This is a genomic window from Streptacidiphilus jeojiense (genome assembly GCF_000719095.1).
Lineage (GTDB): Bacteria > Actinomycetota > Actinomycetes > Streptomycetales > Streptomycetaceae > Streptacidiphilus > Streptacidiphilus jeojiensis.
This window is the reverse complement of the sequence record NZ_JOEH01000017.1, coordinates 44950-63721: the sequence shown is the minus strand read 5'-3', so window position 1 is coordinate 63721 and position 18772 is coordinate 44950. Positions and strand designations below refer to the sequence as shown.

The 18772-nt window shown below is 72.0% G+C and carries 17 protein-coding genes and 1 pseudogene; 11 read left to right on the top strand and 7 right to left on the bottom strand.

Features of this window, described 5'->3' with window-relative positions; all coding sequences use genetic code 11:
* Positions 1–4 precede the first annotated feature (4 nt).
* Positions 5–919 (bottom strand): hypothetical protein, encoded by a 915-nt coding sequence (locus tag IF29_RS43805; RefSeq protein WP_051725750.1) that lies wholly within the window; start codon positions 917–919, stop codon positions 5–7.
* On the opposite strand from IF29_RS43805, the gene IF29_RS0122795 reads away from it, so the two are divergent.
* Together IF29_RS0122795 and IF29_RS0122790 are read left to right on the top strand one after the other, a co-directional pair.
* Positions 912–1220, top strand: a complete 309-nt coding sequence (locus tag IF29_RS0122795; RefSeq protein ID WP_030258027.1) for a hypothetical protein — start codon at positions 912–914, stop codon at positions 1218–1220. The two genes, IF29_RS43805 and IF29_RS0122795, sit on opposite strands and share 8 nt — an antisense overlap.
* Positions 1221–1268: 48 nt before the next feature.
* Positions 1269–1691 carry a DUF3151 domain-containing protein gene (locus IF29_RS0122790; protein ID WP_030258025.1) on the top strand — a complete coding sequence of 141 codons (423 nt, stop codon included), beginning with the start codon at positions 1269–1271 and terminating at the stop codon, positions 1689–1691.
* Between the two features lie 85 nt (positions 1692–1776).
* Here IF29_RS0122790 and fbaA read toward each other — a convergent pair whose 3' ends face one another.
* Entirely contained in the window at positions 1777–2799 is a 1023-nt protein-coding gene (gene fbaA, locus IF29_RS0122785) for a class II fructose-bisphosphate aldolase (protein WP_030258022.1), read from the bottom strand.
* Between the two features lie 286 nt (positions 2800–3085).
* Here fbaA and IF29_RS0122780 point away from each other — a divergent pair, with 286 nt between their 5' ends.
* Together IF29_RS0122780 and IF29_RS0122775 are read left to right on the top strand one after the other, a co-directional pair.
* Positions 3086–4114 (top strand): hypothetical protein, encoded by a 1029-nt coding sequence (locus tag IF29_RS0122780; RefSeq protein ID WP_051725747.1) that lies wholly within the window; start codon positions 3086–3088, stop codon positions 4112–4114.
* A gap of 33 nt (positions 4115–4147) precedes the next feature.
* Entirely contained in the window at positions 4148–4921 is a 774-nt protein-coding gene (locus tag IF29_RS0122775) for a DedA family protein (protein ID WP_084714799.1), read from the top strand.
* 44 nt (positions 4922–4965) lie between these two features.
* Here the strand turns inward: IF29_RS0122775 and pyrE are convergent, their stop codons facing one another.
* The 5 genes from pyrE to IF29_RS0122745 form a co-directional block, all read right to left on the bottom strand.
* Positions 4966–5502, bottom strand: coding sequence for an orotate phosphoribosyltransferase (gene pyrE, locus IF29_RS0122770; RefSeq protein ID WP_030258016.1), 537 nt, complete (start codon positions 5500–5502; stop codon positions 4966–4968).
* A 25-nt stretch (positions 5503–5527) separates the two neighbouring features.
* Complete coding sequence (locus IF29_RS0122765) at positions 5528–6385, bottom strand: aldose epimerase family protein (RefSeq protein ID WP_030258013.1); 858 nt, start codon at positions 6383–6385, stop codon at positions 5528–5530.
* Between the two features lie 53 nt (positions 6386–6438).
* On the bottom strand, positions 6439–7509 hold the full coding sequence (locus IF29_RS0122760; RefSeq protein WP_030258011.1) for an SRPBCC family protein: 1071 nt from the start codon (positions 7507–7509) through the stop codon (positions 6439–6441).
* A gap of 144 nt (positions 7510–7653) precedes the next feature.
* Entirely contained in the window at positions 7654–9312 is a 1659-nt protein-coding gene (locus IF29_RS42315) for a spermidine synthase (RefSeq protein ID WP_051725792.1), read from the bottom strand.
* A 201-nt stretch (positions 9313–9513) separates the two neighbouring features.
* Positions 9514–10032: a DUF2617 family protein gene (locus IF29_RS0122745; protein WP_030258008.1), complete on the bottom strand. Its 519-nt coding sequence runs from the start codon at positions 10030–10032 to the stop codon at positions 9514–9516.
* Between the two features lie 572 nt (positions 10033–10604).
* Here IF29_RS0122745 and IF29_RS0122740 point away from each other — a divergent pair.
* From IF29_RS0122740 to IF29_RS0122710, 7 genes and pseudogenes are all read left to right on the top strand, one after another.
* Positions 10605–11786 (top strand): pyridoxal phosphate-dependent aminotransferase, encoded by a 1182-nt coding sequence (locus IF29_RS0122740; RefSeq protein ID WP_030258006.1) that lies wholly within the window; start codon positions 10605–10607, stop codon positions 11784–11786.
* 4 nt (positions 11787–11790) lie between these two features.
* Positions 11791–12126: pseudogene (locus IF29_RS0122735) on the top strand (NUDIX hydrolase); the annotation flags it as partial.
* A 214-nt stretch (positions 12127–12340) separates the two neighbouring features.
* The gene (locus tag IF29_RS0122730) at positions 12341–14221 is read left to right on the top strand and encodes an alpha-galactosidase (protein WP_198037534.1); all 1881 of its coding nucleotides are present in this window, start codon (positions 12341–12343) and stop codon (positions 14219–14221) included.
* A 35-nt stretch (positions 14222–14256) separates the two neighbouring features.
* Positions 14257–15546 carry a sulfotransferase gene (locus IF29_RS0122725; protein ID WP_030257999.1) on the top strand — a complete coding sequence of 430 codons (1290 nt, stop codon included), beginning with the start codon at positions 14257–14259 and terminating at the stop codon, positions 15544–15546.
* Complete coding sequence (locus tag IF29_RS0122720) at positions 15537–16508, top strand: dimethylarginine dimethylaminohydrolase family protein (protein ID WP_157623877.1); 972 nt, start codon at positions 15537–15539, stop codon at positions 16506–16508. Before IF29_RS0122725 ends, IF29_RS0122720 begins: the two co-directional genes overlap by 10 nt.
* 10 nt (positions 16509–16518) lie before the next feature.
* A complete protein-coding gene (locus tag IF29_RS0122715) occupies positions 16519–17493 on the top strand; it encodes a glycosyltransferase family 2 protein (protein ID WP_030257994.1) in 975 nt (324 codons plus the stop codon).
* Complete coding sequence (locus tag IF29_RS0122710) at positions 17477–18769, top strand: MFS transporter (RefSeq protein WP_051725741.1); 1293 nt, start codon at positions 17477–17479, stop codon at positions 18767–18769. The genes IF29_RS0122715 and IF29_RS0122710 overlap by 17 nt, the downstream gene beginning before the upstream one ends.
* Positions 18770–18772: the final 3 nt, after the last annotated feature.

The window sequence follows — 18772 nt, the reverse complement described above, 5'->3', positions numbered from 1 at the left end:
GGGGTCAGTCGGCGGAGCTGCTGCCGGGGGCGGCGCTCCGGCAGAGCCGGGCGGCGTCACCGCTGAGCTGCGGGCAGAGCCTGTCCCTGGCCGCCGACCTGCTGGCGTAGTTGACGTCCCAGTAGCTGACCATCCCGCTGACGCAGTCGGCCCGCTGCCAGGCGGACGACGCCTGCTCGCACTGCGCCGCCGTCCAGACCGGGCGGTCGATGTTGTACTTCATCAGCCGCGAACCGGTGCCCCGGGAGCAGTCCTCGCGGGCGCTGCTGGTCGGTGCCGCGAGGCACCAGGTGAGGGACTGGACGAAGGCCGTCGGGTGCGCGGTGTAGTCGTGGGTCTGCAGGAAGTAGATCGGGGCGTAGAAGTAGCAGGCGCTGCGGTAGATCGACGGCTGCTCCGCGCAGGGGTACTGCGGCTCGCCGGCCAGCCGGTCCGCCGGGAGCTTCGCCAGCGCCGTCGGATCGCCCTCGTCCGGCTCGAAGAGCTGCATGAAGATGCCCTCGGAGCAGGCCACCACCTGGCTGGACTCGGGGAAGCGGTCGCACATCCGTTCCGCTCCGGCCACGTCCAGGTGGGAGACGAACATCGCTCCGTGCCCGATGCCGTGGATGCAGGACAGCGACTGGTCGGGCGAGCAGAGGGTGGTCACCGCCGTCTCCGGATCGGGCATCTGCTGCAGCTTCTCCTCCACCACTCCGTGCAGGTAGCCGGAGCCGCAGACGTCGTTCAGGAAGGAGACCGCCCTGGTGAAGTTCCCGTGGTACTTGGCCAGCGCGGCGTGCCCGATCTCGTGCGCCACCGGATGGCAGAAGCCGTCGACGTACGGGTCCTTGAGGGTGATCCGCTCCAGGTCGGCGAGGGCCGCGCCGGGGTCCTTGGCATCGGTCTCGGCGACCAGGTAGTTGCGCAGCGTGCTCAACGTCCAGACGGCGGGAACCGTCGGGGCCGTGCTGGACGGCGAAGGGGTCGGGGACGATCCGACGGACGACGGGCCGGAGGACGAGGCGGACGGCGACGAGGAGGCGGTGGACGAGACCGGCGGCGCGGACTCGGCGACCGCCGACCAGGAGGTCGTGGCGACCGCCCAAACCCCTGCGATGTATAGGAAAAAGGCCATAAGAAGCGCCAGTGGTCGATACATCCGCGAGTCCCCCCAAGACTGCCGAACAGGTCATCCGGCAGGGAACACGCTCTCCACGGGCGCCCCGGTTCCGCGCTGACAGCCGGTGCTTACAGGACCTTGACAGCCGGATGGCAGACTTCAGGGCATGAGCATCCACAAGAATCTGCTGGACGGACCGGAGCCGACGCTGCTGCCCGAGGACGAGCAGCCCTACCGCATGCTGGCGGAGGAGTCCGCATCGCCGGCGCAGGTGGCGGCGGAGTTCCCGACCTTCTCGCTGGCCTGGGCCATGCTCGCCGACGACGCCTACGACGCCGGGCATGTCGTCGAGTCGTACGCCTACGCCCGCACCGGGTACCACCGCGGCCTGGACGCGCTGCGCCGCAGCGGCTGGAAGGGCCACGGGCCGGTGCCGTGGGAGCACCGGGCCAACCGCGGCTTCCTGCGCTGCCTGGCGGCGCTGGCCCGCGCCGCCGACTCGATCAAGGAGACCGAGGAAGCCGACCGCTGCTGGCAGTTCCTGAAGGACAGCAGCCTGGCCGGCTACGAGGAGCTGAAGGGGCAGTAGCCCTGGGGGCCGAAAGCCCGAGGCCCGGTACGCGGTGATCGCGTACCGGGCCCCTGCATGAAGCGGTGCGGCGCACCGCCTGCGGCTACTTCAGCCGGGTGCCGGCCGAGCGCAGGCTCTGGGTGGCCTCGACCACGCGCGCGGCCATGCCGGCCTCGGCGAGCTTGCCCCAGGTGCGCGGGTCGTAGGTGCTCTTCTTGCCGACCTCGCCGTCGACCTTCAGCACACCGTCGTAGTTGCGGAAGATGTGGTCCACGATCGGCCGGGTGAAGGCGTACTGGGTGTCGGTGTCGAGGTTCATCTTCACGACGCCGTTCTCCAGCGCGGTGGCGATCTCCTGGGCGGAGGAGCCGGAGCCGCCGTGGAAGACGAAGTCGAACGGGTCGGTCTTGCCGTACTGCTTGCCGATGGCGTCCTGCAGCTCGCGCAGCAGCTCCGGCTTGAGGACGACGTTGCCCGGCTTGTAGACGCCGTGCACGTTGCCGAAGGAGGCGGCCAGCAGGTAGCGGCCCTTCTCGCCCAGGCCCAGCGCCTCGGCGGTGCGGACGGCGTCGTTGACGCTGGTGTAGAGGTTGTCGTTGATCTCGTGCGAGACGCCGTCCTCCTCACCGCCGGTCGGGGTGATCTCGACCTCGAGGATGATCTTCGCGGCGGCGGCCTTGGCCAGCAGCTCCTGGGCGATGGCCAGGTTGTCGGCGAGGGTCTCGGCCGAGCCGTCCCACATGTGCGACTGGAACAGCGGGTTCTCGCCGCGGGCGACGCGCTCCGCGGAGATCGCCAGCAGCGGGCGGACGTAGCCGTCCAGCTTGTCCTTGGGGCAGTGGTCGGTGTGCAGCGCCACCGTGACCGGGTACTTGGCGGCGACGATGTGGGCGAACTCGGCGAGCGCGACCGCGCCGGTCACCATGTCCTTGCTGTACTGGCCGCCCAGGAACTCCGCACCACCGGTGGAGATCTGGATGATGCCGTCGCTCTCGGCCTCGGCGAAGCCGCGCAGGGCTGCGTGCAGCGTCTGGGTCGAAGTGACATTGATGGCCGGGTAGGCGAACTTGCCTGCCTTTGCCCGGTCCAGCATCTCGCTGTAGACCTCGGGGGTGGCGATAGCCATGACGAATCCGCTCCTGTCGGTGATGCGTTTACGGACACTGCGACCCCGACCAGGAGTCGGGCACCGGCGTCATTCTCCCATCCCTGCCCGTCGGCTTCACCCCCGCGGGGGACACCCGGGACGTTTCCCCCCTCGCACACCCGAACGGATTAAAAAGGATTAATTCTGCCAAGCCGGGCAGCCCTGCCGGGAAGCGTCTCCCCGGTAGGGCTGATGGATCGACAGAACGGGGGGCACCCGAATGGTCACGCGGGCGGGCACGGAGCGGACGTCACGATCGAGGTGGGTGAACGCCGCGGTGACGGCGGCCGCGCTGCTGCTGCTCGCCGGGGTCCCGGCGGCCGGCACCGCGCGGGCCCAGGCCGGGACGCAGCTGAGCCGCCGTGCCCCGGAGGCCTGCGGGGCCACGGCGTCGATCCGGCGACCGGCGACGGCCGGGCCCAGGCCCGCCGCGTACCGGACCGTCGCCCTGTCCCACCAGGCGGCGGCCCGGCGGCTCTGGTACGACCAGCAGGGCGAACTCCCGATCGGGCTGTGGTCGGACGCCACCGTGGTGCTGCGCGCCCCGGCGGCGCACGGCACCGTGCGGCTCGACCTGGCCAGCCGAGGCTTCAGCACCGACTCGGTCGAGGTCCAGCGCTGGGTCCCGGCCTCGCACCGGTGGGTGGACCTCGCCGCGGCCCGGAGCAGCGCCGCCTTCCCCACCCGGGGCAGCTTCAGCTTCCCGATCGCCACCGGCGCCTCGCCGTCCAGCCCCGAGACCGTCCCGCTGCGGCTCCAGGACCTGGACACGCCCGGCAGGCTCAGCGTCACCGCGTCCTTCGCCGACGGGCACGGTCACCGCTACCGGGCGCCGGCCGTGAGCTCGACGGTCACCCGCCCGCGCATCGACTTCACCGGCTGGCCGGCCCGGGTCACACTGCACCGCGGCGGCCCGGCGCAGCGCTTCGGCCTGACCGTGCGCAACACCACCGATCGGTCCTACCCCGCCCTCACCGCACTGTTCTACGCCTACGGCACCGGCGCCGGACGTGTCCTGACGCCGCGTGACCTGGTGCTCCAGCAGTATCTGCGCGGGCGCGGCTGGGTCGGGCTGCCGCTGCTGGCCGGCGCCTGCGATCCGGGCATGAGCACCGCGCTGCGGCCGGCGTCGGGCGTCGCGCTCGCTCCCGGCGCCGTGGAGACCGTGCAGCTCAGGCTGGCCGTGGCGAAGGGCGCCCCGCACGCGGTGGGCTCCGCCTTCGCCGGACTCGCGGTGCAGAGCGGGGACACCGCGCTGGCCGCGGAGAGCCTGCCGTTCACAGTGCGGAGCTAGGGGGCTCCTAGCCGCACGGGTTACTCTGCGCGGGTGACCACGACTCTCGCGTTGAACGTATCGACACTGCTCGACGCCAAAGCCCTGATCGCCCAGGTGGGTGCGATCGGCCTGCTCGCCATCATCTTCGCGGAGACCGGCCTGCTCATCGGGTTCTTCTTCCCCGGCGACTCGCTGCTGATCCTCGGCGGCGTGGCCGCGTCCAGCGCCGGCATGAAGGTGCTGGGCGTGCAGATGTCGATCGCGGAACTGCTCGTCGCGGCGCCGCTGTGCGCCATCGCCGGCGCGCAGCTGGGCCATCTGCTGGGGGCCAAGGCCGGGCCCAAGCTCTTCAGGCGGCCCAACTCCAAACTGTTCCGCCAGGAGCACGTGGACAAGGCCGAGGAGTACTTCGTCAAGTTCGGCCCGGCCAAGGCGGTGCTGATGGCCCGCTTCATCCCGGTGGTGCGGACCTTCCTCAACCCGGTGGCCGGCACGCTGGAGATGCCGGCCCGGCAGTTCTTCGTGTGGAACGTGGTCGGCGGCGTGGTCTGGACCGAGTCGATGCTGCTGATCGGCTACGAGTTCGGCGCCTCGATGGCCCCGGTCATCGACAAGTACCTGGTCCCCGCCATGGCGCTGATCATCCTGCTGTCGATCTCGCCGATCCTGCTGGAGCTGGTGCGCGAGCGCCGGAAGAAGCGGGCCGGCGGGGCCGGGACCGGTGAGGCCGACGGGCTCGCCGCGGCGGCCACCGCCTCCGCCGTGGCGGCGCAGCGGCCGTCCGCGGACGAGGCCGCAGCGGGCGGGCGCCACCGCAGGCGCTGACGCCGGCCGGTAGCGGCCCCCGCTCCGCGCTGGTCAGAGGCTTGTCAGAGCCCGAGGTCGGTCAGCTGGTAGGCGGCGAGGTACGGCAGGCCCTGGGCCTCGACGGTCGGGGCCGCGCCGCGCTCCACGATGACCGCGACCGCGACCACCTCGCCACCGGCCTCGCGCACCGCCTCGACGGCGGTCAGCGGCGAGCCGCCGGTGGTGGAGGTGTCCTCGACGACCAGCACCCGGCGGCCCTTGACGTCGGTGCCCTCGATCCGGCGCTGCATCCCGTGCGCCTTCTGCGCCTTGCGGACCACGAAGGCGTCCAGCCGCTCGCCGCGCGCGGCGGAGGCGTGCAGCATCGAGGTGGCCACCGGGTCCGCGCCCAGGGTGAGCCCGCCGACGGCGTCGAAGTCCAGGTCCGCGGTGAGGTCCAGCATCACCTGGCCGACCAGCGGTGCGGCCTGGCCGTCCAGGGTGATCCGGCGGAGGTCGATGTAGTAGTCGGACTCCAGGCCCGAAGACAGCGTGACCTTGCCGTGGACCACGGCCTTGGTCTTGATCTGGTCGAGAAGCGCGTCGCGGTGGTTGCTCATGAGGCCCCAGCCTATCGACGCCGGCTCAGTGGCGCCGCCAGGTCCAGGTGGTGCTGACCTCCAGCGGGTCGATACGGGTGACCAGGCGCGGAGCGGTGTTCAGGCCGTTGGGCGGTCCGGTCTGCGGCTCCACGCAGATGGCGTCGTCCTGCTCGTCGAAGACCACCAGCCAGTCGCAGCCCGCCTTGATCTCCAGGCTGAGCTCGTCCTCCCAGACGAGGGTGGCGTCGACCCCGTACGGGAGGCCGAAGCAGTCGTCGCGCGGTCCGTCGACCGGACTGATCCGGTTGCCGGTGGGCAGGTGGTCGCTGCCGCGCTCCTCCTGCCAGGACGGCTCGAAGTCCAGCCGGGCTGCCGCCCCGTCCGGGCTGAGCTGCTTGCGGAACCACGGGTGCCAGCCGGCCATGGCCGGGAAGGAGACCTCGGCGGTCTCCACCGAGAGGGTGGTGCGCAGCGACTCCGGGGTCAGCTCGAACAGCTGGGTGACCCGGCCCGCGTAGGGCCACGGCTCGGTCAGGTCGTAGTAGTACGCGGCGCTGGTCGCGCCGACGGGTGCGGCCTCGCGCCAGGCGGTGCGGACGCCGGTGCCGTGGATGGCGTGCGGCGGCATGTCGACCGGCAGCTCGTGGCGCTCCCCGCCGTTGCGCCAGCGGCCGTGGTCGACCCGCCCGGCCCAGGGCACCATCGGGAACGAGCCGTAGGCGAACACGCCCTTCCCCTGCGCGGCGGGGTCCTGCCCGGTCCGCAGCAGTTCGGTGCCGCCGATCCTGAGGCTGCCGAGGCGGCAGCCGTCGCCGGGCAGCACGGTCACCTCGACGTCACCCGCCGTCAGCAGGACGGCGGCGTCGGCGGGAGCGGCCGAAGAAGCGGCGGAGCGGGGCATCGGGCCTCCTGGAGTGCGGGGACGTCGGGTCGACGGAGTCGTCGGGGTCGACGCTACCCGCGCCGGCGCAGCACCCTGACCAGGATCACGGCCCCGCCGAGCAGGGCCGCTCCGCCGCCGACCACCCAGGGCACCCGGCTGGGCTCGCCGTCGGCGGACGGCGGCTCGCCCATCCGGCGGGACGGGCCGCCCCAACGGGCCGCGGCGCGCGAACGGGCACTGCGCGGAGGCAGGGTGGGGCCGTAGCGACCGCTCGGCGGGGCGTGGTCCACCTCCTCGGCGGACCGTCCCACCATGCTGCGGCGGGTCCCGGAGGGGTCCGGCCAGGGCTCGTTGAGCGCGGCGGCGGCGTTGAAGGAGGATGCGTCCAAGGAGCCGGCGGGCTCGTCGATCAGGAACAGTCCGGACTCGTCGACGCCGTCGATCCCCTCGATGCCGTCCGGGTCCTCGGGGCTGTCCGGGCCCTGCGGGTCGTCGAAGTCGGCCAGCTCGGAGAGGTCGGTGAGCTCGCCCAGCTCGGCGAGCTCCTCCAGGTCGGCCAGCTCGGCGAAGAGGATCGGATCGTCCTCGGCGCCGTCCCCTTGGGCGGCACCGTCGGCGCCGATCAGGTCGGCGTCGGCGAGGTCGGCGACCATCGCCGCGCAGAAACGATCCAGCAGGCGGCGCAGCGCGACCGAGACCGCCTCCGGGTGGAGTTCCTCCACCCGGCCCTTGGCCGCGAGGTCGCCGTGGAACAGCACCCGGGCCCGGTCCTCGCCGTCCGGCAGCACCGCGACCCGCAGCAGCCCCGACACCGCGCCGCTGCCGACGGACTGCTGCGCCCGGACGGCGACGACCATGTCTCTGGCGTAGCCGGCGTCGCCGTCCGGATCGGCGTCGGTCGCGGGCACGAACTCCAGCTCGCCACGGTAGGTGATGGAGGAGCTGCCGATCCGCAGTTTCAACCGGCCCACCAGCGCCGGCCCCGCCGGGGTGCCGCCCGGATCGTCGCCGCCGCCGGCGCCGGGCCGGACCTCGGGCTGCTCCGCCGTGAATCCCGGCAGGCAGCGCGCCAGCAGCTCGGAACGGCGCAGCGCCTCTCGGACGGCCTGCTGCGGAAGCGGTACCAGAACCTCATGCTCCATGCCTTGGAAGCCTACAGATCACCCGGCTCCCGGGCGGGCGTATGCGGCTGTGAACCTCACGCAACGTGAACCCGGCACGGATTCGGCACGGATTCGGCGCAGCCCGCCACGGGCCACGGGCCTCGCCCGGCCTCGCGACGGGCCTCAGCGCGGGTTCAGCAGGGTCGACGGGGCCGGCTGGTGCGCGGGACGACGCAGGTCGGCGAGGGTGACCGCGATCCGCAGCGCGGCCGCGTCCAGGCTGCCGGGCGAGGCGTCGGAACTGGTCGGCGGGCGGAGCCTCGGCGTGCCGACGGAGGCCAGGATGAACCCCCAGTCGGTCGGCCCGTCACAGGAGCGGTCCGCGGGCACCGCGTACTCGGCGGTCCGCAGCCCGGTGGAGCGCAGCGTGGCCTCGGCCGCCCAGAAGGCGTCCGCGGCCACCGGTCCGGCGTGCACGGCGAGCCGCCCGTCCGGGGCCAGCACCCGGTGGACCATGCCGTAGAACTCCTGGGTGTAGAGCTTGCGCCCCTCGTCCAAGCCGGGATCGGGGAGGTCGGCGACGACCACGTCGTAGCGGTGCCCGCCGCGGGCCGCCGTGCGCAGCCAGTCGAAGGCGTCGGCGGTGACCACCCGTACCCGGGGATCGGCCAGGGCGTTCCGGTTCATCCGGGTGAGCGCCGGGTCGGTGCGGCCGAGGTGCACCACCGCCGGGTCGATCTCGACCACGGTCACCTCCCGCACGCCCGGCTCGCGCAGCGCCTCGGCCGCCGCCAGGCCGTCGCCGCCGCCGAGGACCAGCACCCGGGCGTGCGCGCCGACCAGGGCGGGCTGGACCAGCGCGGCGTGGTAGCGGGCCTGGTCGGCGCCGCAGACGGCGAGCCTGCCGCCGAGGTACATCCGCAGCGAAGCCGCAGCCGCCGCGTCCTCGGCCGGACGGAAGGCGGGTTGGCTGCCCTCCCCGGGCACTTCGTGCGGGGGGTACCCCATGCTCGCCGTGCGCGGCGGGGGCACCCGTGCGGCCCCGGTCAGCACGATGTCCTGGTAGCGGCTCTGGGTGGAGAAGCGGATCGGCGCCCCGTACAGCGCTTGCCGGGCGGCGCGTTCGAACGCCCCGGTGAGCGCGGCGGCGACGGCCAGGACCACCAGCACCGCGCCGCACAGGCCCCAGAGCAGCACCCGCACCCGGGGGCTGGGCTCCCTGGGGAACAGCCACAGCACCACCACCGCACCGGCGACGGCGTTGACCGCGCCGGTCAGCAGGGCGCCGGTGGCCTGGCCCAGCATCGGCAGCAGCAGGAAGGGGAAGGCCAGACCGCCGACCAGGGCGCCGACGTAGTCGGCGGCGAAGAGGTCGGCGACCGCCCGTCCCGCCTCCTGCCTGCGGATCCGCTGGATCAGGGTCATCAGCAGCGGGATCTCCGCCCCGATCAGGATGCCGATCAGCAGCGCCACCCCGACCAGGGCGGTCCGGTAGTGGCCGACCCAGACGAAGCAGCCGTAAAGCAGCAGCACGGACAGCCCGCCGACCAGCGCGAGTGCGCTCTCCACCAGGGCGAAGGAGGTGGCCGGGCGGCGGGTGAAGCGCTTCGCCAGCAGTGAGCCCACACCCATGGCGAAGACCATCACCGAGAGCACCACGGAGGCCTGGGTGACCGAGTCGCCGAGCAGGTAGCTGCCCAGGGCGACCAGCTCCAGTTCGTACACCAGACCGCAGGCGGCGCAGACGAACGCCGCCAGCAGCACCAGCAGCCGGGCGGCACGCCTGCCGTCGGCAGGCGTGCCCTCGGTCGGCGGCTGCGAGGAACCTGCGGAATGGTTGATCACGAACAAACGCTAGGCGACGTCAGGTCACGGCCACTTCCCCCGTGAGAGTGATAGGGACATGTTCCGCATTGACGCTTCGATCATGTGAGCGGACATACACATGGGCATGTCCATGAAAACCGCACCGAGCCTGGTACCGCCCTCGTGCAGAACCTCTGACGGAACCCCGCACGGAATTCCGGTTCCCCTGCCGATCCGTCAACTCCGGTACCAGTCCTGAACTTTCAGCGACGAGCGGGTGCACACCAGTCGCCCCTCCTGCGGATAGGCATGCCAGGTGCGCCAGTGGATGCCCTGCGCGTCGCCTCCGGCGAGCAATGCGGTGAAGGCGGTCGGGTCGCCGGGGAACACCCCGGCCAGTCCATAGGGATGGTTCTCCACCAGCGCGAGCAACTCCTGTGCCCTACCGGCGAAACTCTGTTCCTCCAGTCTTTCCACCCGGGCCGCGAATTCGTACTCCCGACCCTGGACGCGCTCGGCCACCCGGGCCGGCAGCGGCGAGCGCCGCCCCGGCAGACAGGCCACGGTCTCCGAGCAACGGCCGGACTCCGTACCCAGGACCACCTGGTGAGAGGCGCCGAGCAGGCGCAACTGGAGGTCCACCGGGCCGATCCGGAGATCCAGGACCGCCAGCGCGGGCAGTTCCTTGCTGCCCAGGCACCAGGCCAGATCCCCGGCGCGGGTGTCGGTGTAGGAGGTGTTCAGGGTGGTGAGCATTCTTGGCTCCGCGTACTCGGGTCACTCGAGGGCACCGGGTCGGAACTGCCGCCGAACACGCGCACGGTCCTGCGGGCATGGCGCATCGGGACATGGCTGCCCTGCGGCAGCGGTCATTCGGGGACTCAGAAGCAGGGAAGCACGAATACTCCGTGTTCGTAGAGCATTTACCCAACTTCACCGCCCTACCATCATTCCCGGATGGATTCCTTCTCCTTGTGTCCGCGGCCCTGACCGATGCTGCCCGTTGACGTGGGAAAACCCTGGTCGCAGGGATAACCGGCAGCACCCTGGGAACTGCTTCGGAAGGGCCGGTGAAGGAAATCGACGATTGTCACATGCCCTGGGCAATCGACCCCAGCACTGTCCCCCGCTGTTCTCACTCCTTCGAGGGTCACTCGTACGGCACACCCGCCTGTCAATCGCCGACGCGCCGTCACCCCCCAGGGTGGCGCGGCCGACGCGGGGGAGGCGGTCACGTCACCACCCCGCCCTGACCGGGCGTCCGGTCGCGAACCCGTAGGCTGCCCGGCAGGGGCGTCACCGGACGGCGCAGGAGAGGTGTTGGCGACATGGGTGCGAGGCCGCTGTTGAACCGCCGGCTGGCCGGGCTCGGGACGACGATCTTCGCGGAGATGTCGGCCCTGGCCACCGCGACCGGGGCGATCAACCTGGGCCAGGGCTTCCCCGACACCGACGGCCCGGCCGAGATCGCCGAGGCCGCCGCGCGGGCCATCCGCGAGGGAAGGGGCAACCAGTACCCGCCCGGCCCCGGCATCCCCGAGTTGCGCACCGCGATCGCCGAGCACCAGCAGCGCTTCTACGGCCTCGGCTACGACCCGGACACCGAGGTCCTGGTCACCGCCGGTGCCACCGAGGCCATCGCCGCGGCGATGCTCGCCCTGCTCGAACCCGGCGACGAGGTCATCGCCTTTGAGCCCTTCTACGACTCCTACGCCGCCTGCATCGCCATGGCCGGCGCCACCCGGGTCCCGCTGACGCTCCGCGCCCCGGACTTCCGCCCCGACCTGGACCTGCTGCGGTCCCTGGTCACCCCGCGCACCCGACTGCTGCTGCTCAACACCCCGCACAACCCCACCGGCACGGTGCTCACCCCCGACGAACTGACCGCCATCGCCGAACTCGCCGTCGAACGCGACCTGCTGGTGGTCACCGACGAGGTCTACGAGCACCTGGTCTTCTCCGGCGCGCACCACCCGATCGCCGCGCTCCCCGGCATGCGCGAACGCACGGTGAGCATCTCCTCCGCCGGGAAGACCTTCTCCTTCACCGGCTGGAAGGTCGGCTGGGTGACGGCCACCCCGGAGCTGGTCAGCACCGTCCGCACGGCCAAGCAGTACCTGACCTACGTCAGCGCGGGCCCGTTCCAGTACGCCGTCGCCGAGGCCCTGCGCCTGCCGGACGCGTACTACGCCGACTTCCGCACCGACCTGCTCCGCAAGCGCGACCTGCTGGACGCCGGACTGCGCAGCGCCGGGTTCGAGGTGTACGAGCCGCAGGGCACCTACTTCATCACCACCGACATCACCCCCTTCGGCGAGAAGGACGGCTACGCCTTCTGCCGCGCCCTGCCCGCCCGTTGCGGCGTCGTCGCCGTCCCCAACTCAGTCTTCTACGACGATCCCGACGCCGGCCGCAGCCAGGTCCGCTTCACCTTCTGCAAGCGCCTGGACGTGATCTCCGCAGCGGTCGAGGGACTGACCGCAGGCCTCGCCGACCTGCGCCACCAGTAACGCTTTCGACGCGGTGGTCCGGGAGGTCGCCGAGGAGACCGGCTGCGACGCGGTGGTCGAGCGCCTGCTGGGCGTGGACTCCAGGGTGATCCCGGCCGCCCTCGCTCGCGCGGGGGCCGAGCACCAGAACGTCGGCGTCTTCTACCAGGTCCGCATCGTCGGCGGCCGGCTCCGGCCCGAACCGAACGGCGAGACCGCCGAGTCGGTGTGGACCCCGGTCCCCGACGTCGCCCGGCTGCGCCGGTCGTCGCTGGTCGACGTCGGCCTCGCCCTGGCGCGGACCGCCCCGGCCACCGGCCACGTCCCGCCCGTGCCGGTCGGCGGGCTGATCCAGCACTGAGATCGCGACACCGCTGGTGTCTGATTTGGTTCAACTATGTTGATTATCCTGGGAAGTTGAGCTGATCCGTTGACGCTCAATGTTTGATTATGGTTAGCTCCGGATTGTGAACGGAGCGTAACACCGACCCGTCCTACCGCCCGGTGAGGGCCTTCTGCCAGTGCATCAGCACCGCAACGATCAGAAGGGCACAGCCATGCACGCGATGCCGCACATGCGCTTGTTAGTCCGGTTGGAGTCGGGAGAGGAGCGGGAGTTCGGCCCCTTCGCGCTCGGGGAGGCCGCCGCGGTCACCCGCGAGGGCGTCGAGGTCGGCGTGGGTGCGGCGGCGCCGTACCGGGTGACCGTGCGCCCGCCGGGCGGCGAGCGGATCGTCTCCCTGGAGTACCTGCTGCGGGCCCCGATGGGGAACTTCGACGAGGTGGTCCCACCGGACAGCGGCCGCTGGTTCATGAACCTGATGCACGTCACCGGCTTCTGGAAGTACGGGCGGCTCGCCCAGTCGAAGATCAACGACGTCAAGGTCCCGCTCTACCTGTTCACCGGGCGGGACGGGAACGTCGAGCTGGCCATGGGCGTCCTGGGCGAACTGGTCGAGACCGACCTCCGGCTCCTGGAGCCGGTCTCCAACCGGGCGTTGAACGTCCACACCCGTGGCGTCGAGGTGAGTGTCCGCCGCGGGACGGACGAGTACCCGCTGCCCCGGTCCGTTCCGGCGGCCGACGGCTCGGTGACCGAGTACGTCTACCTCCGCACCAGGCCGGAGCAGGGCAGCCACGGACCCTGGCTGGACGTGCTGCGGGACTTCTCCGAGCGGACCCGCTCGGTCTTCGGGCTGGAGGACCGCATCGTCGCCACCTCCTTCGAACCCTTCTGGTGCAGCTGGACCGACTGGGCCAGTGACGACATCGGCGAGGACATGGTCCTGGAGAACGTCAAGATCGGCCTCGACGTCGGCGTCCGGAACTTCATCATCGACGACGGCTGGTTCGGCCCCGGCCTCGACACCGCCTACGAGACCCCGCTGAACATCGGCGATTGGACGCCCGACCCGGCCAAGTTCCCCGACATGCACGGGCTGGTGCGCCGCATCGAGGCGCTGGGGGCGCGGGCCGTCATCTGGTGCGCCCCGCACGCCGTCGGACCGGCGTCCGACGCCTTCGCCGGGCGCCGTCACCTGCTGATCGCACCCGCTTCGGGTGAACCCGTGCTGGGCGAGACCCAGTTCTACTCGCTCTGCTTCATGAACGCCGAGGCCCGCCGGGCCATGGCCGACGTCTGCGTACGGCTGGTCCAGGAGTACGGCTTCCACGGGGCCAAGTACGACCTGTTCAACTGGATACCCGACCTGCGCTGCGAGAGCCCGCACCACGAGCACGACCTGGACTCGATGCTCATCGGCCTGCGGCTGATGCTGGCGGAGGCGGACCGGCGCACGCACGAGCTGTCCCCGGACTACATCGTCGAACTCAAGCAGAACTACGGCACGGTGTTCCTCACCCCGTACGGCACCTGCATGCGCGCCGGCGACGCGCCCTTCGACCCGCGGACCAACTTCCTGCGCACCCTGCACGTCCAGGCCTACACCCCGGCCGCGATCAACGACTACCAGACCTTCGGCCCCGACGACTCCCCGCAGGACGTCGCGGTGGCGGTCATCGCCATGCTGGCCGCCGGCATCCCGGCCTACGGATCGGACTTCGCCCGCCTCTCCGACCAGTCCAGGGACGTGCTGCGGTGGTACCACCGCCTCTACGCCGACAACATGAGCGGCTTCCTGGAACACCGGACCGCCCACAACGCCTCGCACGGCGTGCTGCGGGCGCGGGCCGCCGAGCGCGACATCGTGTTCGTCCTGCAGCCCTCCACGTCCTGCCGGATCGACCGGCCCGCCGTCGTGCTCAACGGCGGCTACGCGACCCGGCTGACGGTCGACGCCGAGGCCGCGGGGCTCTGCTTCACCGTGCTGTCGCCGTCCGGCGGACGGCTCACCGAACCGCGCGAGCACCCGGGCGGCCCGCTCACCGTCGACGTCCCACCGGGCGGGGGCATCGACTTCACCGAGAGCACCGCGGACGGGGTCCGGCTGCCATGACTCAGGCGCTGGAAGTCCCGTCCCGTGAAAGGTCGTTGACCGCAGCCCGGCGCACCCTGGCCGAGCTGCGGAGCGCCGCGCCCGACGGTCCGGCCGAAGCGGCGGACCTGTCCGGCATCACCAGCGCGGTGGCCATCGTGGCCTCCTCCCGGGGCGGCAGCAGCCTGCTCCACCAGATCCTCTCCGACCAGCCGGACGTGCTGTCCATCTCCGGTGAGCACACCGCGCTGTACAAGCTGAACAGGCTCGACCGCGGCCCCGACGGCTCCGACGCGCTGGAGCCGGACGTCGCGTTCGACCGGGCCGAGTTCTCCCGGGACTTCATGTCCCTGCTCGGCTCGGGGCCGGCCCGTTTCCCGTCGGATGCCGTCGGCCTGAAGCGGTACGCGGCCGTGGTGACCCGGCGGCTGGCCCTGCAGTGGCCGTTGGAGCAGATCGGGTACCCGACCGTCGAGGACGCGGTGACCCGTGCGCTGCGGACCTGCCCCGGCCCCGACGATCCCGACACGCTGTTCGCGGCGGTGCTGCAGCAACTCCGGGCCGACCATCCGCGGCTCGACCCGTGCTGCTACGACCTGCCGCCCGCGCTGCGCGGCCGGCCGGCCGACGACGCGCTCCGCCCGCCCCACGACGGCTACTGCATCGAGGAACCGCCGTTCGTGGTGCCGCGCGCCCGCACCGCCGCCGGTCCCGACGCGCTGCGGCGGCATCCCGTGGTGATCAAGTCGTCGGTCGACGCCTACCGGCTGCCGCTGCTGCGGCGGCTGATGCCGAACGCCCGGATCCGGGTGATCCACCTGACCCGCAATCCCGCCGCGAGCGTGAACGGCCTCTACGACGGCTGGCGCGACCGGGGGTTCTTCTCCTACGACGTCTCCGAGCAGCACACCCTGTCCATCGACGGGTACTCGGAACTCGGGTCGGCGGCGCGGCGCTGGTGGAACTTCGACATCCCGCCCGGCTGGGGGAAGTTCGTCGACCAGCCGCTGGAACGGGTCTGCGCACACCAGTGGGCGGGCGCGCACCGGGCGGCCCTGGACGGCCTCGGCCCCGACACCGCGGACGCCGTCCTGCGGGTGCCGTTCGAGCGGATCCTCGATCCCGGCACCCGGGAGCCGACCCTCCGGTCCGTCTTCGCCTTCGCCGGGATCCCGCAGCCACCCGGTCCGGTGGACTTCCCGGTGGTGATGGCGACCGCCCGTCCCCGTCCCGCGCGCTGGCGCCGGCGGGCCGACCTGGTGCTCCCCGCGCTGGACCAGCCGGCCGTCCGGGCGGTCGCGGACGAACTCGGCTACCACCAGGGGCAGGAGGAGCGATGGCTGTGACCGCGGCCGCCTACCACGGACCGGGCTGGCGCTCCCGGCCCGGGCGGCAGGAGGACGACCTCGCCCGCGGTGGTGCATGGGCGCCGCTGCGGGTGGGCCGCGACTTCGACCCGCTCACCGACGTCGTCCTGCACTGCCCGTCGGCCGAACTGCTCACCGCCGCTGAGCCGGACGCGCTCCAGCACCTGGAACGGCTCGACCGCACCGCGCTCCGCCGCGACCTGGACGGGCTGGCCGAGACCTACCGCGCCCTGGGCGTCACCGTGCACGAGCTGCCCGCCCCCGGGCCCCCCGGCGGGAACCCGTACCGGGGCGCCAACGCCATGTACGCGCGGGATCTGCTCTGGATGACCAGGGCCGGCGCGGTGATCCCCCGGATGGCCAGCACCGTCCGTGCGGGCGAGGAGCTGCAGACCCTCAGACTGTGCGCCCGGCTGGGCGTACCGGTGGCCAGGACCATCGGTGCCGACGGCGTCTTCGAGGGCGCGGACGCCCAGTGGCTGCGCTCCGACCTGGTCGCCGTGGGGCTGGGCGCCCGCACCAACGAAGCGGGTGCACGACAGGTCGAGGACGAGGCCGGACAGCAGGGCGCGCGGGTCGTCCGGCTGTCCGTGCCGACCGGGGTCCAGCACCTGCTGGGCGTCCTCCAAGTGCTGGACGCGGACCTGCTCGCCGCCCGGACCTCGGTCATGGACCCCGGGGAGGTCGGGCTGCTGCGGGAACTGGGCTTCACCGTGGTCGACATCCCCGAGTCCGACGAGGTCCGCACCCAACTGGCGTTCAACTTCGTCACCGTGGCACCGCGGGCGGTCCTCATGCCGACCGGGTCCGCGGACACGGCGACGCTGCTGGCCCGGCACGGAGTCGAGTGCGTCGCCCGCGTTCCGATACCGGAACTCGCCAAGGGCGCCGGGGGCATCGCCTGCGCCACCGGAATCCTCGCCCGCACAACCCAGGACTGAGGTAGCCCCCATGCCGACACTCAGCATCGTCGTGCCCTTCTACAACGTCGCCCCCTACTTCTCCGAACTCCTGGACTCGCTGGCCGCGCAGGAGCTCAAGGACATCGAAGTCGTGCTGGTCGACGACGGCTCCACCGACAGCAGCCCGCGGACCGCCGCCGCACGGGTGGCCGAGGACGAGCGGTTCTCCCTGGTCACCCAGCCCAACCGCGGCCTCAGCGCGGCCCGCAACGCCGGCGCGCTGAGGGCCACCGGCAGCTATCTGGCCTTCGCCGACTCCGACGACGTCGTCCCGCCGGCGGCCTACCGGGTCCTGGTGGAATCCCTGGAGCGCACCGGCTCCGACTTCGCCTCCGGAGACGTCAGACGCCTCGACTCCTCGGGCACGCACCGCCATCCGCGGTACGCCGACGTCTTCGCCACCGCGCGCAGCCGCACCCACATCACCCGTGACCGCGACCTGATCCTGGACCGGATGATCTGGAACAAGGTGTTCCGCCGGTCCTTCTGGGAGCAGCACCGCTTCGCCTTCTCCCTGGCCCAGTACGAGGACGCGCCCGTCACCGTACGGGCCCACATCGAGGCGCGGACCGTGGACGTGGTGGGGGAGGTCGTCTACCACTGGCGGATCCGGGAGGCGGGCGAACGCTCCATCACCCAGCGCCTGTACGAGCCCGACAACATCGCGGCCCGGATGCGCATGATGGCGGTCACCGGGGACGTCGTCCGCGAGCACGCCCCCGAACTGCTGCCGGTCTACGAACGCGACATGTGCCTCGGCGACCTGCGGATCGCGATGCACGCGATGCTGGAGAACACCGACCGGGCGATGGCGACGGCCCTGGACATCGGCCGCGGCTTCCTCGCCCGGGTGGACGGTCGGGTGATCGGCCAACTGCCCGATCCCGACCGGCACCGGCTCGCCCTCCTGCTGGCGGGGCGGTCCGACGAGCTTCGTGCGAGCCTGCGTGCTGACGGGCAGTAGCGCGAAGGAGAGCGAACCGAGACCGCCGCTGCCACCGCGGCCGGCCGGGCGACTGCTGCGCCAGGAGGCCGACTTCCGTCGCATCTACCTGTCCCAGCTGGTCAGCCTCGGCGGCGACTGGTTCGCGATGATCCCGCTGCTGGCCCTGCTGCAGAAGCTGACCGACGGCCCGTTGTGGGGAGCGCTGGTCCTCGCCGCCGACACCCTGGTCATCGCCGTGATGTCGCCGTACGCCGGGGTGGTCGTCGACCGGGTCGACCGCCGCCGGCTGATGGTCCTCTGCGACCTGCTCTCCGCAGGGTTCATCGCCACCCTGTTCCTGGTGCGGTCCGGGTCGACCGCCTGGATCGCCCTGGTCGCACTGGGCGGTGTCGCGGGCGTGAAGGCGTTCTACGGTCCCGCCGCGAGCGCCGCGCTCCCCAACCTGGTGCCCACGTCCGACCTGCTGACCGCCAACGCCCTCAGCGGCGGCGCCTGGGGCGTCATGCTGGCCGTGGGTGCCTCGCTGGGTGCGCTGCTCGCCTCCGTCCTCGGCATCGACTGGTGCTTCGCCCTCGACGTGGTCACCTTCTGCGTCTCCGCGGCCCTGGTCGGACGGGTGCGCAAGCCCTTCGGCGACAGCCGGGACGCAAGGCCGCGGGCGAGGGTGCGGGACGACCTCCGCGAGACCGCGTCGTTCGCCCGCGAGGACCGCCGCATCGTCGCGCTGCTGCTGGCCAAGCCGGGAACCGCGCTGGGCAACGGGGTGCTGGCGCTCTTCCCGGCGCTGGGGGCGGCCGTGTTCCACGTGGGCGATGTCGGCGTCGGGCTGCTGTACGCCGCCCGGGGAGTGGGCGCGCTGATCGGTCCGGTGACCGGCCGGCGGCTGCTGTCGGGTCGGGAGGGCCGGATCCGCGTCCTCACCCTGGCCTCCACGCTGACCTTCGGCGCCGCCTACGCGGGCTTCTCCACGGTCACCTGGTTCCCGCTGGCCGTGCTGCTGGTCGTGGCGGCCCATGTCGGCGGCAGCATGAACTCCACCCTGTCCTCCTTCGCCCTGCAGTCGGCCACCCCGGACGGCATCCGCGGGCGCGTCCTCAGCGTCGACTTCATGTTCTCCACCCTGTCCCTCGGCGCGAGCCAGCTGGTGGCCGGGGGGCTCGCGACGGCCATGGCACCGTCCGAGGCCGCCCTGTGCATCGCCGGCATCGTGATCGCCTACGGCACCCTCTGGTGGACCCTCTCCGGAGAGCTGTGGCCGCGCCGGACCAACTCGCCGCCTGTGGAACGAGGTTGAATC